This window comes from Prosthecobacter sp. (assembly GCF_046154365.1).
Classification (GTDB): Bacteria; Verrucomicrobiota; Verrucomicrobiia; order Verrucomicrobiales; family Verrucomicrobiaceae; genus Prosthecobacter.
Window position 1 is genome coordinate 1 of record NZ_JBJXFV010000081.1, and the last position, 15,329, is coordinate 15,329.

Annotated in this window: 11 protein-coding genes; 5 read left to right on the forward strand and 6 right to left on the reverse strand. The window is 61.9% G+C overall.

Annotated elements, in window-relative coordinates:
* The 4 genes from ACKVY0_RS10570 to ACKVY0_RS10585 all read right to left on the reverse strand — a co-directional run.
* On the reverse strand, positions 1-542 hold a 542-nt coding region (locus ACKVY0_RS10570), incomplete at its 3' end, for a hypothetical protein (protein WP_409214785.1).
* Positions 543-544: 2 nt separating this feature from the next.
* Complete coding sequence (locus ACKVY0_RS10575) at positions 545-1,393, reverse strand: Spy/CpxP family protein refolding chaperone (RefSeq protein WP_409214786.1); 849 nt, start codon at positions 1,391-1,393, stop codon at positions 545-547.
* Positions 1,390-1,737, reverse strand: a complete 348-nt coding sequence (locus ACKVY0_RS10580; RefSeq protein ID WP_409214787.1) for a hypothetical protein — start codon at positions 1,735-1,737, stop codon at positions 1,390-1,392. Before ACKVY0_RS10580 ends, ACKVY0_RS10575 begins: the two co-directional genes overlap by 4 nt.
* Positions 1,718-2,251 (reverse strand): RNA polymerase sigma factor, encoded by a 534-nt coding sequence (locus ACKVY0_RS10585; RefSeq protein ID WP_409214788.1) that lies wholly within the window; start codon positions 2,249-2,251, stop codon positions 1,718-1,720. The genes ACKVY0_RS10580 and ACKVY0_RS10585 overlap by 20 nt, the downstream gene beginning before the upstream one ends.
* 138 nt (positions 2,252-2,389) lie before the next feature.
* Here ACKVY0_RS10585 and ACKVY0_RS10590 point away from each other — a divergent pair, with 138 nt between their 5' ends.
* The 3 genes from ACKVY0_RS10590 to ACKVY0_RS10600 are packed head-to-tail and all read left to right on the forward strand — an operon-like array spanning position 2,390 to position 9,747.
* Positions 2,390-5,827, forward strand: a complete 3,438-nt coding sequence (locus ACKVY0_RS10590; RefSeq protein ID WP_409214789.1) for a protein kinase domain-containing protein — start codon at positions 2,390-2,392, stop codon at positions 5,825-5,827.
* Positions 5,824-9,291, forward strand: coding sequence for a protein kinase domain-containing protein (locus tag ACKVY0_RS10595; RefSeq protein ID WP_409214790.1), 3,468 nt, complete (start codon positions 5,824-5,826; stop codon positions 9,289-9,291). The genes ACKVY0_RS10590 and ACKVY0_RS10595 overlap by 4 nt, the downstream gene beginning before the upstream one ends.
* 45 nt (positions 9,292-9,336) lie before the next feature.
* Positions 9,337-9,747 carry a hypothetical protein gene (locus ACKVY0_RS10600; RefSeq protein WP_409214791.1) on the forward strand — a complete coding sequence of 137 codons (411 nt, stop codon included), beginning with the start codon at positions 9,337-9,339 and terminating at the stop codon, positions 9,745-9,747.
* On the opposite strand, the gene ACKVY0_RS10605 is transcribed toward ACKVY0_RS10600, so the two are convergent.
* The gene (locus ACKVY0_RS10605; protein ID WP_409214792.1) at positions 9,723-10,976 is read right to left on the reverse strand and encodes an NAD(P)/FAD-dependent oxidoreductase; all 1,254 of its coding nucleotides are present in this window, start codon (positions 10,974-10,976) and stop codon (positions 9,723-9,725) included. The two genes, ACKVY0_RS10600 and ACKVY0_RS10605, sit on opposite strands and share 25 nt — an antisense overlap.
* A 125-nt stretch (positions 10,977-11,101) precedes the next feature.
* Here ACKVY0_RS10605 and ACKVY0_RS10610 point away from each other — a divergent pair, with 125 nt between their 5' ends.
* Positions 11,102-12,082, forward strand: coding sequence for a DUF3500 domain-containing protein (locus tag ACKVY0_RS10610; RefSeq protein WP_409214793.1), 981 nt, complete (start codon positions 11,102-11,104; stop codon positions 12,080-12,082).
* Between the two features lie 93 nt (positions 12,083-12,175).
* Complete coding sequence (locus ACKVY0_RS10615) at positions 12,176-13,831, forward strand: site-2 protease family protein (protein ID WP_409214794.1); 1,656 nt, start codon at positions 12,176-12,178, stop codon at positions 13,829-13,831.
* Positions 13,832-13,942: 111 nt separating this feature from the next.
* Here ACKVY0_RS10615 and ACKVY0_RS10620 read toward each other — a convergent pair whose 3' ends face one another.
* Positions 13,943-15,307, reverse strand: a complete 1,365-nt coding sequence (locus ACKVY0_RS10620; protein ID WP_409214795.1) for a neutral/alkaline non-lysosomal ceramidase N-terminal domain-containing protein — start codon at positions 15,305-15,307, stop codon at positions 13,943-13,945.
* Positions 15,308-15,329: the final 22 nt, after the last annotated feature.

Sequence of the window (15,329 nt, forward strand, 5' to 3'; positions counted from 1 at the left end):
TGGTCCGGCAGCGGTTTGCCTTCGCTGAGCTGCCGAATGGCACGCCCTTCGCTTTTCAAAGCATCCACAAACAACTTCGTCGCATCGGCTTCATTGATCGTGCGTGGTTCGGCTTTGCGTCCAGCACGGCGTCCGTCTGGCACGCCGACTTGATCACCGAGCGCGGATAGCATTTCCTGCGTGACCGCATGCACCTGTGCTGCGTCATCGCTTTGCATCGCAGCAGCGAGTTTGGTGTTCAGCTCCGGCAGTTTTGCTTTCATCGCCGCCGTCGGATGAAACAACGGCTGCCCGGCCATCGACCAGCCGCCAGGATCGATGCCCACGGCGGTTTCGATGTCGCGCAAACGCGTCTCTGCATCGGCGGGCAGGGATGCGTTGAAGCCGCGGCCCAGTTTCTCCACCTGCGCGACGAGCGCTTTGTCATTGCGCTCGCGGGCGATCTGCCGGGCCATGCGCAGCCGCGCTTGCGCTTCAGCCGTTGAGAGATCCGCTGCCAACGCTGACACAACAAAGAAGCAAGCAAGCGCGAGGTTTTTCATGCTTATTTCTTCAGCCGCCCTTCCACATAGGTGAGGATGCGGCCAACCTTGTCGGCGTCCTGCGCATCTTTGGCGGCCTCAAAGGCTTCCTTCGCCTGGAGCAGTTCACGCAGCAGCGGCAGCGAGATGATGTCCTGGCCCGCCGTCTTCACGTCTTCGTAACGCTGCTTCAAAGTTTCGAGGTCGGTGCTGCCGGGCTCATACTTGGCGAAGTCCACCTTGTCCGCCTCCGCCTCCAGTTCCTTGAGGCCGGAATCTTCGATCAGCTTGTCCAGCGCGGCATCAGCGGCCGCAGACTGGCCGCTCTTGATGAGCTGCTCAATTTCTCCGCCGCGGGTTTTCATCGCATCCGTTGGCGGCACGCCGAGTGATTCGAGGGCGGCTTTGAGTTTTTCGGTCTTCAGGGTCAGTCCTGATTCGGGATTGGTCCCCTTGCCCTGGGCGGCCATCTTGGGCGGGCCGAGTTTCTTGGCCTTCTCCAACTGCTCCGGCGTCAGCACGTCGCGAATGCCGATGAGGGTGCGCAGTTGCAGTTGTTTGATGGCGGCCTCGGCTTCGAGCAGCTTCGTGAGCTGTGTGCTCGCCGCATCAGCGGTCGCGGTGGCGTCCTTCAGCAGATGATTGAGCGCCTTTTGCTGCTCCTTCACCGCCTGCTCCATGGGTTCCGCCTGTTTCCGTGCCTCGTCGAGCTGGGAGCTGAGCTTGGCCTGCTGGTCGGAGGTGAGCGCGAGTTCCTCACTCACGGAGGTGATCAAGTCGGGATGCAGCAGGCCGCTTTTGAGCCATTCTTCGATATTAGCGGCGGGTAAAACCGCCGTGGCGAGCAGGAGGAGACAGACGATGCGTTTCATGGGATGTGGATGTTGAGGTGATCGGGCAAAAGAAAATCAGAGGGCGCTTCAAACGTCGTGAAGGAAGGCTCCAGGCTTGCAAACAGCTCTCCCGGTGGCGAATCAAACAGCGGCGGCAGCTCCTCGCTCAGTTTGGGTTCCGGCGGCGATGTATGCGTGAAAAAGAGCGCGGCGAAAGGGATGCACGCCGTTGCGAACGCCACCGGAAGCCAGCGCCATGACGCGCGGCGGCGCTGCATCGGCGCATGCAGCAGTTCTTCGCGCCAGGCCGGAGTTTCATCGTGATCACAGCGGCGTTGCTGCGCAAAGACCGCGCGAAGATCGTCATCGGGCGGCAAGTTCATGAGTGGATTCGGGTTGCAGCAGCGTGCGCAGGCGCGCCTTGCCGCGTTCGTAATGCTGGCGCACGGAACCGATGCTCACGCGCATCACGCTCGCCGCCTCGTTGAGTGTGAGATCCTGATAAAACACGAGATGCAACACCTCGGCCTGCCGTGCGGGTAGTTGCTGCAAACAGCGCCGCAGTTCGGCCGTGCGCTCGTCCATTTCCAGCTTCCGTGACGGCGATGGGCGCGGATCGTGCGCATCGCCGGTGAGTTGTGCCAGCAGCTTGCCCACCAGCGACTCGCGATAGCGCAGCCGCCGAAACTCCTCGTGCGCTGTAAAGCGGATCACGCCGAACCACCAGGTTTTGAAGCTGGAGCGGCCATCGTGAGTCGCACGCTCCTGCGCGAGCTTGAGATAGGCGTTTTGCAGCACGTCCTCCGCGCGTGCATGATCGCCCGCACAGCAGTGCAGCGCCCAGCCAAAGGCGTCGGGATGCAAAGCTTCGAGTTGGTCGGCGATGGCGCGTTCCATTCATTTTCCGTTGAGTGATGTGGGACGGGCGCATGTATGACACGAATGCAGGAAAATACAGCCCCGCTTGCTGCTCCAAGTTTTCCTCGCCATCGGCTCGGCATTTGCGCTAGCCTTCCCTGAATTTTCATTCACGCCATGCCTGACGATCCCAGCGCCCCGCAACCCACGCCGACGAACTACCAGCGCACCACCGGGGGCAGTCACCTGCGCTGGCAGCCGCCGACGCCGGGGCATTTGCAGGAAATGCTCCCCGCGTACGAAATCATCAGTGTTCTCGGCCAGGGTGGCATGGGCGCGGTGTACAAAAGCCGGCAGAAGTCGCTGGACCGCATCGTCGCCATCAAAATTCTGCCGCCGGAGGCCGGAGAAGACGACATGCAGTTTGTGGAGCGCTTCAAGAACGAGGCGCGGACGATGGCGAAGATGAATCACCCGGCGATTGTGCATGTGTATGACTTTGGCGAGACCACCGAAGGCCAGCTCTACATCGTCATGGAGTACATCGACGGCACCGATGTGGCGAAGATGATTCAATCGCAGGGCAAGCTGCCGGAGGACTACGCTCTCTCCATCACCGCGCATGTGTGCGACGCACTCGGCTACGCGCACACGCACGGCGTCGTGCATCGCGACATCAAACCGGCCAACGTGCTCATCAACATGGAAGGCCAAGTCAAAGTGGCCGACTTCGGCCTGGCGAAGGCCACCGACCCCGGCCAGATGGGCCTGACGAAGACCAACATGGCCATGGGCACGCCCGATTTCGTCTCGCCAGAAGCTTTGATGCCCGGCGTGCCGCTGGATGGTCGCGCGGACCTCTACGCGGTGGGCGTGATGCTCTACAACATGCTCACCGGCACCATCCCGCGCGGCGCCTTCCGCATGCCGAGTGTCACGCTGCAAACCGACGCGCGCTTCGACAAGATCATCGGCAAGTCGATGGAGATGGACCGTGAGCTGCGGTATCAAACGGCGCTGGATTTGCGGCGTGATCTGGATGTGATCCTCACCGCGCCGCAGGTGAAGTCTGGAGGCGAGGCGCAGACGGCGGTGCCAAAACAATCCCTGCCACAAAAGCCGATGGGCAAGAGCCCCGGCGCGCCGCAGCAGCGGAGCGCGGATACCCCTGCCCGCAAAGAGGCCGCCGCCAAGCCAGCCGCGGCTCCCGTTCCGAAAAAATCCAACGCGGGCATGATCTACGGCATCGCGGCGGCGGTCGTGGTCATCGCGGTGGCGGTGTTCCTGTTCTCCGGCGGTGGGAAAAAGCCTGCGGCAGCACCCCAGACGGTGGCTGAAGCCAAACCGGAGCCCAAGAAACCGGCAACCAGCCTTCCAGCACCGAAAAAAGCCGTGCCGGTGACCGCCGCGCCACCGTCCATCACGACAGGCACAGAGAAATGGGTGGATGCTCTCGCGCAGTGGTTCGGCGGGACGAAGACGAATGACGACTTCACCCATGATCGCGGCCAGGCTGCCCGGGCGGGGAGAGACAGCACCATGAGGCCGCTGCCGGCTTCGGCCCCGCTCATGCGTGACATGGCCGTGCGCGCCAGAACACGCTTGGATGCAGAAAATTCCGGGGTCAGGCTGGACGTGCGCAGCGCCGTGAATGCCGCAGGGAAAAACAGCAGTTACAACGTGAGGATCGAACCCGTGGATTTGCGCGTGAGCCTGGGGATCACGTTCGGCAAGAACTTCCAACCTTTTGCTGACTACAGGCTTCCGGCGGACTTCGACTTCAGCGCAGCCCACACCTTGGAACTCCGCATCATGGGTGACCTGCTCACGGTGACGCTGGATGGCAGGAAGCTCGGAGAACACCGGGACACTCAGATCACCGCCGGCCACCCTGCCCTCTCAGGGAGCAAGATGTGGATCGAGAGCTTCGAGTATGCAAACCTCGACTCTGGCAGCGTGGCACCCGTCGCCACCGCTGCCGCAGCGCCCGCACAGCCCGGCGACGTGCTCACCTTCAGCGGACACCGCTATCAGCTCGTGACGGAAAGACTCCCGTGGCCTGCCGCCAGGACCAAGGCCGAGACGATGGGCGGACATCTCGCGGTGATCGACACCAAGGAGAAGCTGGACTGGGTGTGGGACAAGTTTGGCTCGAAGTTGAAAAAGACTGCCGGCGTTCCCGGCTCCGACCACCTTTTCATCGGCTTCCACAAACCATTAGGCAAGGACTCCTGGGAATGGGTCACCGGCGGGCCGCTGACGATCCAGCCATGGATGGGCGAGGTTCCCAATGGCAAGGAATACAACGCGCATGTCGCCTCGATCTACGAACACCGCTTTGACTATGTGAGGCCGAGAATCTTCCCTCCCGCGCCCTTCCTCGTCGAATGGGATGATGATGGCACCCCCAAGCCAACGTCCACGATGCCCGCCGCAGCGCCGCCAGCCCAGATTGCCACCGCCACGCCTGCGGTTCCGGTGGCTACAAGCCCGGCCACCGCACCCGCTGTGCCCGTTCGCAGCGACGACCGCCGCCGCAGCGCCGATTTGATCGCCCTGGTCGATGTGAAGCGCGATGTCGTGAGCGACCCCACGACCGGCGCAAACGTCTGGGGAAGCCAGAACTCCTCCCTGATTTTCACCGACATGGAAAAAGCCGGACGGATCGCCGCGCCAGTGTCCCTCGCAGGAGCGCGTGCATTTGAAATGGAGCTCTTATGGAAGAAGCGGGCCAAGAACGCCCCAGGCACCCCGACTGCGGAGTCCGGCTACATCGCGCTCGATGTGCCGGTGGGCGCGGGCCGCTGGGTGCGTGTCGAGGTGGCCAAGGCCGGCGACAAAGTCATCGTGGGCGGCAGACGCATCGGCAACACCGGCCCCGGCACGCAAAATAGTGACGGCATGCGCGTCGTCGTCCGCAGCCAGGACGACAAGCTCAGCGTGAAAATCAACGGCAACGACATCGGTGCCGTCAGCGGGCTGGCAGGTCTTGCAGCGGCGGATTTCGGCGCGCACTCCATCTTCAAGTCCGAGCCGCTGCCCGCCGTTTACTGCGCCCGTGGAGATCATGAGATCGCCGAATGGACCGTGCGCGCCCTCGACGGCGAGGTCAGGCTGTTGTGGGAACCGTCGTTGCTCCAGGATGCACGCATCGCGCAGTTGGAGTCCGGTTATCAGGCTCGCTACGATTCGGACGCGCAGAAGCCCTTCCTGGCCGCCGTCGCAGCACTGAATCAAAGCTACGTCGCCAATGGCATCGGCAAGGCGCGTGCTGCTGCGCAAGCCAAAGGCAGTCTCGGCGAAGTCACCGCGCTCGATGCGGAGAAAGCCGCCATCGAGAAAGGCGGCGGCGTTCCCGCCGAAGATGCCGCAGACACACCCGCGTCCCTCAAAGCCCTGCGCGGCACCTACCGTGGCGCCTTGGCCAAAATCACCGCCGAGCATGATGCCAAGGCCGCGCCGCTGCTCGATCTCTACCTCAAGGCGCTCGATGTTTACATCGCCGAGCTCACCAAGACCGGCAAGATTGACGCAGCGAAGCAGGTACAGACCTTGCGTGATGCCAAAGCCGCAACTCCGCCGCTGTCCGGTGCTGGCGGAGACAAAATCCCATGAGCACCTCCTCCACCGCTTCCAAACCCTCCGGCCAGTGGCAACCGCCGACGCTGGAGGAGATGCAGGCCATGCTGCCGCAGTATCAGTTCGAGTCCCTGCTCGGTCGTGGTGGCATGGGTGCTGTTTACAAGGCCGTGCAAGCCTCGCTGGACCGCGCCGTCGCCATCAAGGTGCTGCCCGGTGATCTGATCGACGACAGCGATGCCCAGTTCGCCGAGCGCTTCAAAAACGAGGCGCGCACGATGGCGAAGATGAACCATCCGGCCATCGTCAACGTGTATGACTTCGGCGAAACCCAGACCGGGCTGCTCTACATCGTCATGGAGTTCATCGATGGCACGGATGTGTCCAAAATGATCTCCTCCCAGGGCAAACTGCCGGAGGATTACGCGCTCTCGATCACCGCGCACGTCTGCGATGCGCTGAACTACGCGCACCGCCACGGCATCATCCACCGCGACATCAAACCGGCCAACATCCTCATCAACATGGAGGGCGCGGTGAAGGTGGCCGACTTCGGGCTCGCCAAAGCGAGCGATGCAGGCCAGAGCGGTCTCACCAAAACGAACATGGCGATGGGCACGCCTGATTTCGTCGCGCCTGAAGCCTTGATCCCCGGCATTCCGCTCGATGGCCGCGCTGACTTGTATGCCATCGGCGTGATGCTTTATCAGATGCTCACCGGCGAAATCCCGCGCGGCATCTGGACGCTGCCGGGCATGAAGCTCGGCACCGATCCGCGCTTTGACGCCATCATCACGAAGGCGATGCAGAGCGACCGCGACCACCGCTATCAAAGCGCCGCCGATCTCCGCCGTGATCTCGACACCATTTTGACGCTGCCACGAGCGGCGCTCATCGCGCAGCAGCAAGCCGCCGCAGAGGCCACCGCACGCGCCACGCAGGCGCAAAAACAGCAGGCACCCGCCACCGCCGGCCACGCAGCCACCGCGAAGAAAAAATCCTCCAACCTCGGCCCGATTCTCGGCGTCGCTGCCAGCCTGGCCCTCATCGCGGGCCTGTATGTCATGCTCACGGGCGGTGGGTCGAAAAAATCGACGCGGTATGACAGCGCGGCATCCCCTTCACCGCCGAAGGCAGCCCCCGGCACTCCCAAACCCATCCAGAACAAGCCTGCTGCTCCCACCACGCCATCCGCACCCGCTGTCGCCGCCACGCCACCGGCTCCAGCGCCGGAGATGCCCGCGCCTTCATCCTCAGTCCCGCCAGCCGACCTCAAGTCAGGAGCAGTCCAGACCTTCGGCGGCCACCGCTACCAACTGGCCGAGGGAAATCTCCAGTGGGACGCCGCCAAGGCGAAGGCGGAATCCATGGGCGGGCACTTGGCCACGATCACGAGCAAGGAGGAAGGCGAATGGCTGAAGCATTCACTGGCATCGCTGAAGGGGACTCGCTCACATGTCATCCTCGGCGGCTATCGAACATCTGGAGATGGGCCGTGGACCTGGGTGACTGGGGAACCGTTCGACCTGTCGCTCTGGCTCGGAAACGTCCTGGGCACCAAGGGTATGAAACTGGCGTTTTACCTGGATCATGCACACTGGGATGACGTTCCTGCCGCCAATTCCTACTCCTTCCTCGTCGAGTGGGATGACGCCGGCACGAAGACGATGCCTGCATCTACCGCCCCCGTCGCCAGCGCCGCGGCTGTGATGCCAGCTTCGCCTTCCACACCACCCGTGGCCGCCATGGGGCCTGCTGCCGACTTCAAATCTGGAGCAGTCCACTCTTTCGGCGGCCACCGCTACCAATGGATCGAGGGAGGTCTCCCGTGGGATGCCGCCAAGGCGAAGGCTGAATCCATGGGCGGGCATCTGGCTACGATCACCAGCAAGGAGGAAAGCGAGTGGCTGAAGAACTCCCTGCTCCTGCTGAAGGGGATTCACTCACATGTCTCCCTCGGCGGCTATCGAGCGCCGGAAGGCGGGCCATGGAAATGGGTCAGTGGCGAGCCATTCGACATGTCACTTTGGCCGGGAAGCGCCCCTACGTCCACGGACCCGCGTCTCGCGTTCTACATCGACAACGTCGCATGGGACGATGTGCCAGCAGACCTGAAAGCGCCGTTTCTTGTCGAATGGGACCGGGCCGAGTTGATTGCCGCTCATCCTCAGCTCGCTAGGCTCGAGTCCGGCTTCCGCTCACGCTATGAGACCGACGCGCAGAAGCCCTTCCTCGCCGCCGTCGCCGCGCTCAACCAAAGCTACACCGCCAACGGCATCGCCAAAGCCCGCGCCGCCGCGCAGACCCAGGGCAAGCTTCAGGAAATCATCGCGCTCGATGCTGAAACAGCCGCCATCACGAAAGGCGAAGCCATCCCCGCCGAGGACGCGGATGCCACGCCCGCAGCGCTCAAAACGCTGCGCGGCACCTACCGCACAGCCCTCGCCAAAATCACCGCCGAGCGTGATGCCAAAGCCGCTCCGCTCTACGAGATCTACCTCAAAACCATCGACGCCTACATCGCCGATCTCACCAAGGCCGAAAAACCTGACGACGCCAGGCATGTGAATGCTCTGCGCGCTGAAATCGCCAGCCAAAAACCACAGACCGCCGCAGCACCCGTGGCGGCAGCGAAACCCGCGACACCAGTGCCCGCCGCGACGAAAACCACCGCCACCACCGGCAGCTCATGGCGCATCGCCGCCGACTATCTCGTCAACAACGGCGGCTTTTTCACCGCCTTCAAAAACGGCGTCAACGTGCCCGTCACCAAGCCGGCGGAAATTCCTCCCGGCCGCTTCGACATCATCGATCTCACCTTCGAGCGCCTCGGTTCCGTCCTCCCGCCCGCCAAGGACGCCGACTTTGCCGCCTTCAACGGCGTGCGTGATCTGCGCCGCGCCCACTTCCGCCCGATGCACAACGGCCTCAGCGCCGCCGCCTTCGCCTTCCTCGCCAGCAACAGCGAGCTGGTCTTCCTGAACTTCGAGGGTGCCAACGCACTCACCGACGAAGTGCTCACCCACATCGCCCCGCTCAAAAAACTCGACTACCTCGCCGTCCAATACGCGGAAAACTTCACCGGCAAAGGCCTCGACAAAATCGCCGGCGCCGCCTCCATCACCAATCTCGAACTCAATGGTTCAGGCATCACGGATGAAGGCATGAAGGCCATCAGCACCTTCAAAAAGCTCCAGGCTCTCCGCATCACCTCCGTCAAGGTCACGGCCGCCGGTTTCGCCGCAGTCGCCAATCTTAAACCCCTCGTCTCCCTCACCCTCACGGGCACTTTCTTCGACGATGAGGCCGCCGGTCTCATCGCCACGGTGCCCAATCTCGCCAGCCTCGACCTGGGCAACACCAAGATCACCGACGCCGGCCTGCCCAAGCTCAAGACGCTGAAAAAACTCACCACCCTGAGCCTCGGCGGCACTCCCGTCACCCTCGAAGCCGCCGCCGAATTTCAGAAGGCCATGCCGCAGTGCCGCGTGTCCAGGTGAGAAGCGCAGCTTCGACCTGGCATGCAAGACGCTTCACGCTGAAGCATGGCACTGTTTCGATTTCTCCGGCATTATCTCCACCGCCTCTCCACCGGTCGCACGATTCTCTGGTGCTACTTCATTTGGTGGGTGGCGAGCGTGGTCTGCCATTTTGATGCCCGTCCGCGCATCTGGCTGACCTCGCTGGGCCTGAGCGTCATCATTGGTGCGGCGCTCATCATCAGCACGCAGCCAGCTTCGGGCGTGCGCACGAAGCTGAACCGCTGGGTGGTGTTCCGCCTGTTCTTGATGCCATTCTGCGTCTCCAGCTTTGCCGCGTTGGTGAAGGACACGGGCTACGTGCTCGTGTTTCCGCCTTCACTGCACGAAAACGCCATTGGAGCCGGTTTGATCGCGGCTTTTCTGCTCGTGGTCTGGGGCGTGAAGAAAACTCACGCCGCCAGCGGCACGCCATAAGGCAGATCATCCGGCAGCGGCACGAATTCGCGGATGCGGTTCCACAGCGGCGTGAAATCCTTGTTCACGTCGCCGGAGAGGCAGTCGGTGATCTCACCGGCGGCTTCAGGAAACCGCTTGATGACTTCGCGGAAGGAAAAGTTCGGATCGTAGAAGGCATAGACCAGCTTGCGCATGTTCTCGACGCCCTGCCGGATCGTCGCCCCGTAGTGGGCGAAGCGCTGCGGCGAGAGGTCGCCCTCAACGAGCGCCTTATGAACTTCCTCGCCGCTGAGCACCCCGCTTTTCAGCGCCAGCATGACGCCGCTGCTGAAACACGGATCAATGAAGGCGAACGCATCTCCCACCAGCAGCAGACCGGGCGACGCGCCATATTTCGAGTGCCGTGAATACTCGCTGGTGAGCCAGTACTGCCCGACGGGAGTTCCCGTGGCGAGGTGTTCCTTGATCCACTGGTTCTGCTCGACCTCGCGATGAAAAATCTCCTTCGGATCACGCACACCATCGCGCGTCAAATATTTGCCTTCGGCGACGACGCCAACGCTGACCATGTCGTTGTGCTGCGGGATGTGCCAAAACCAGCCCTTGTCAGGCACGAAGGCCACCGTGGTCGCACCTTCGTCAATGTCCGGCTCACGCTTCGATCCCTTATAATAAGTCCACACGGCGATCTTGTTCAGATACGGATCGCCGATGCGCCAGCCCAGGCGGTTCGAAGCAAAGGCCTCCTTGCCCGAGGCGTCGATAACGAGCTTCGCGAGCAGTTGCTCCTTGTCGCCATCCTTGTTCTCCACCTCGACGCCGATGACCTTGCCGCTGTCGTCCTTGAGCAACTGCGTGACCGTGGTCTCTTCGCGCACTTCTGCGCCTTTCTCACGCGCATTGTCCAGCAGCATCTGGTCAAACTCCGAACGCAGCACCTGCCAGGTCTGCGCCACGCTCTCACGGTCATAGCGGGTGAAGAAGTAGAACGGCTGCGAGCGCCGGCCGTCCGGCTGCACGAAGGTGACGCTGTACTTTTTCGTGAAATGCGAGGCGCGCATCTTCGGGATCATCCCCAGCCGCTCCAGCGGCCCAAACGTGAACGGGATCAACGATTCGCCGATGTGGTAGCGCGGAAATTTTTCGCGTTCCAGAATCAGCACGCGATGGCCATATTCCGCGAGGATGGCGGCGCAACTGCTGCCGGCAGGACCACCGCCGATGATGAGGACTTCAGGTGAGTTCATAAGGCCAGATTACTGCCAGCGGACGCACCATCACCCAAATACCGTTTCAGCATCGCCGCCATGCCTGCCCGCGATCATCAAAAACAAAACTTCCCATTCCCCGCCGCGTTTGATACAACCCAGCCATGAACACGCTCCATACCCCATCTTTAAATCGTCGCGATTTCATCACCCGCAGTGCGCAAGCAGCCGCTGCGGGCCTCCTCGGCTCCGCTTATGCCGCCGAATCCCCCGCCGCCTCCGAAACGCTCGTCCAGCAGCTCTACGGCAGCATGGACGAGGCCCAGCGCAAGACGCTCTGCTTCGCCTGGAGCGATCCACGCCGCCTGAAGGTCGATAACAACTGGCACATCACCCCGCAGAAGATTCGCGACGTGCTCAAACCCGACCAGCAGGATCTCGTGAAGCAGATCTTCGACAAGCTGCACAGCGACGAGTACAAATCCGAGGTCTGGCGTCAGTTTGACCAGGACAACAAAGGCGACGGCGGCTTCCCCAGCGCCTCCATCGCACTCTTCGGCGAACCGGGCACCAGCCAGTTCGAGTTCGTCCTCACCGGCCGCCACTGCACCCGCCGCTGCGATGGAGACAGCGAAAAAGGCGCAGCCTTTGGCGGCCCGATCTTCTACGGCCACGCCGCCCAGGGCTTCAACGAAAAGCCCGATCATCCCGGCAACGCCTACTGGTATCAGGCCCAGCGTGCCAACGAGGTCTTCCAAGCACTCGATGGCAAACAGCGCGAACGCGCCCTGCTCGGCGAATCCCGCGACGAGGACGGCAACGACACCGTGAAGCTCACCGGCAAAACCGACGGCATCGAAGGCATCCGCCTCACCGAACTCAGCGCCGACCAGAAAGGCCTCGTCAAAAAAGTCATCGCCGACCTGCTGAAGCCCTTCCGCCAGTCCGAACGCGAAGAGTCCATGAAATACATCGAAGCCGGCGGCATCGACAACCTGCACATGGCCTTCTACAAAAACCAGGACGTCGGCAAAGACGGCGTCTGGGACGTCTGGCAGATCGAAGGCCCCAACATGGTCTGGTTCTTCCGCGGCGACCCCCACGTCCACTGCTGGGCGCACATCCGTGCGCCGCAGAAGGCGTGATAAGGCAACGAGTGTATCGGCACTATCAGCAGGATGCGGCACTTGGGCGCTCGGGAGCTGTTTTTGACAAAGGACGCTCGCGAATTACCACTCATGATGCCAATGTCTGCTGATACGCACTTGGGTCCGTCACAAACCAGCCGCTGGCCGCTCCTGTTCTGGTGGTCGGTCTATGCTGTCGCCGGTGGCTATGGCCTTTGGCAGGCCACATGGCCGGGCACTCATCACGTCTCGGCCTTATGCTTGATGATGGCGGTGCTGGTGATGACCCTGCCCATGATCGTGGTGCATGAGCTCGGTCACTTCATGGCAGGTTGGCTGATGGGTCTTCGGATGATCGAATTCAGCCTCGGGACTGGTCCGGTCCTGTGGCACCGCACATGGCGCGGACTCAAGTTGGTGGTACGGCAAATACCTTTTTGCGGCCACGTGATGCACCTTGAAGCGAACCAGACCATGCGTTTCAAACGCATCGTGTTCGTCTCGGCAGGTCCGGCGGCGAATGTGCTGCTGGCTGTCTTTCTCATCATCGGCTGGGATGTCCATCTGACCGAGTTTTTCAAACATCCTTCTCTCATCGCCATCTGTGCTGTGGCAAACTTATGGCTGGCGTTGACCAGCTTGAATCCTTTGACCAGCCGGGGTGGCAGCTTGGCTGGCAACGGATCCGACGGCTGGCAACTATGGCGTCTGTTGCGAGGAAAATCCGTGAGACTCGATGCTGCGGAACTCATCTTCCAAAAGCGCCGCAATACAGGGCTGCCGCACTTGCAGAGCCTGGCACAAAGGACTCGTGATTACGTGCTCACATTGCTTGCCTCCATCGCCTTTCTTTCAGGCCTAGTGTTCGGGCTGACGATCATCACAGGTGCCCGGACAGCAGTGTTTCCGTACGTCGCCATGCTGCTGGCTTTCGTGATCCTCCTTGCCTGGTGGGTTTGGCGGCGACCATGGACATCCTTCGTCTCCCGTTCGGAACGGGCAGCGGCAAACCCGTACACAGATCAGGCCAGGGCTTATCAGCATGCCATGGGGTCACAAGTGAAGCACTGGGGTGTGCTGAATCTGCCCGAGCACACCAGGCTCGAAAGCATCCGGCTGGCAGGCGACCCTACCAGCCTGCTCTGGCTGGACACCGTCATGGCGGAATGGCCCCAGGTTCGTCACCTGCAATTGCTGAAGTTTGATGCTCTGCTCGCAGGTAGGCTCTATGCTGACGCTGAAAAAGTCATGCAGGCAGTACTCGGCTGGGATGACCTTCCGCCGGAAGTGCGCACCCATTTTGAATCATGCTGTCTCGCTGCTCACCTCTGCTCAGCGCCTGGAGAACAAGGCGTGGCTGCTTGTAACGCCGCCATCAACGAACTGACGGATCGCGGCCTGTTGATGCAACGCCTGCTGGCATTTGCCTCCATCATTGCGGACTCAGGCCGCACGGAACTGCTGCAAACCGCCAGAGAGTGGTGTGAGCGCGCGCACCAGATCTACCCTTTTGATCCCACCGTACACCAGCTGATGGGAATCATCTTGGTGGAACAGCGTAACACCACAGATGCACGCGCCTGGCTACACTCAGGAACAAACATCGAAGGCATTGAATCCACTGCCACAACCGCATGGTTGGCGATCTCCACCGCAATGGAAGGCCATCCCTATGTGGCAAGGCTTTTGAAGAAGAGCTTGAAACAAGAGCTGTCCTTCCCGTTAAAACGTCGCGTTGAAGAAGCGCTGGCGATGATCCCCAGGTGATGTGGGCACTTCTGCCCGCAATGCGAGCGTCTAGCACATTCGTTGCTAGCAAGAGCGCCCTCATCACTTCCAAGCATCCTTACCATCGCCTACGAACCAAGCGACATTCACTCAAGGCTCTCTGGCCTGCTCCAATAGCTTCAACGCCACTTCGACGAGTTTTTCGCCAGAACCGGCTTCGCAGCGGGAACTGACGACTTCGTAGTTGCCCTGCGGGTAGGCTTCGCGGTTCGGCACGTAGCCGACGCTGCCGTTCGCCAGCTCGGCGATGAGCGTGTGCTTGAACGGCGACGCTTTTTTGAGCGCGAGACCGAGTTCGACGAACATTTCGCCGGGGAGCGAGACGATGGCGAGTTCGCCGCTGAACGCGATGACCTGCACTTCGCCAATAAACGGCACGTTTTGCTTGTCCACCGTCTCCAGGATGCAAACGGCCTCCGCCATCGGCACGGTGCCGAGATTTTCCGTCAGCATGCGGCTGGCGATGTCCTTGGCTTTCGCGATCTCGGCCGCGCTGAACTTCTTCCGCGCCAGCGTGACCTGCTCGGAGCGAATGCGCGGCTTGAACGTGCTCAGCGGCTGCAATGTCGGCCACGCGGCCGTTGCGGCATCGGCCAGCGCGGTGCCCAGTTCCTGCGTGCTGCGGCGCTTGCCGGTGAGGTAGTCGGTGTGGTTGATGTTGCCGCAGCAGCCGTTGGCGAAGACGGCGATCATGCCGGGACCGTGCCGCTCGCTGACGAGTTTGGTGAACACGCCGGGATAATCCGCCGAGATTTTCACGCCACCGCCGACGGAGGTCGGATGCATGGCGAAGTTCAGCAGGCTGGCCGTGGGTTTGCCATCTGATTCAAACACCAGCACGCCCACTTCGGGATCAATCGGCCCTGCGGGCCTGTCGGTGGCCGGATTGAGCTTCGCGGGTTGCCAGATCGCCTTGGCCTCGCCTTCACGCAGTACGCGGCGGTTGAAGCTGATGCCTGCCGCCTGTCCCATCGCGACCGAGGCTTTTGCCGGAGCCAGCTTCGCCTTCGCCTCCTTCACCGATTGCGCGATGAGACCCGGCAACGCGCTGATGTAGGCCACGCCCGGTGGTGAATTCACCTTCGTAATGTCATCCATGAGCGAACCACGCGGCTGCTGCGGCCCGGTGTGCGTGTGCGTGCCGGAGATCATGACATGATCACCCTCGATGCCGCATTGCTCCTGAATCGCCTGCCGCGCCGCCGCCACGACCGGCCGCACCGTGCCGGAGAGGTCGAGCACCACGATCACGGCATGCGTGCCGTCCTTCTCCATGACAATCGTCTTCGCATAGAGTGGATCAAGCACACCCGCAGAGCCGCGAAACTTGTAGTAGCCGCCCAGTGGTGTCCCATCCTTCGGCGTGATGTCCACACGGGCGGCACCGACGCGGAAGTCACCAGCTTGAGCATGGATTGAGATGAGAAGAAGAAAGAACGACTGGCGTGCGGTCATGGGACGAATACGGCCCTTGAAC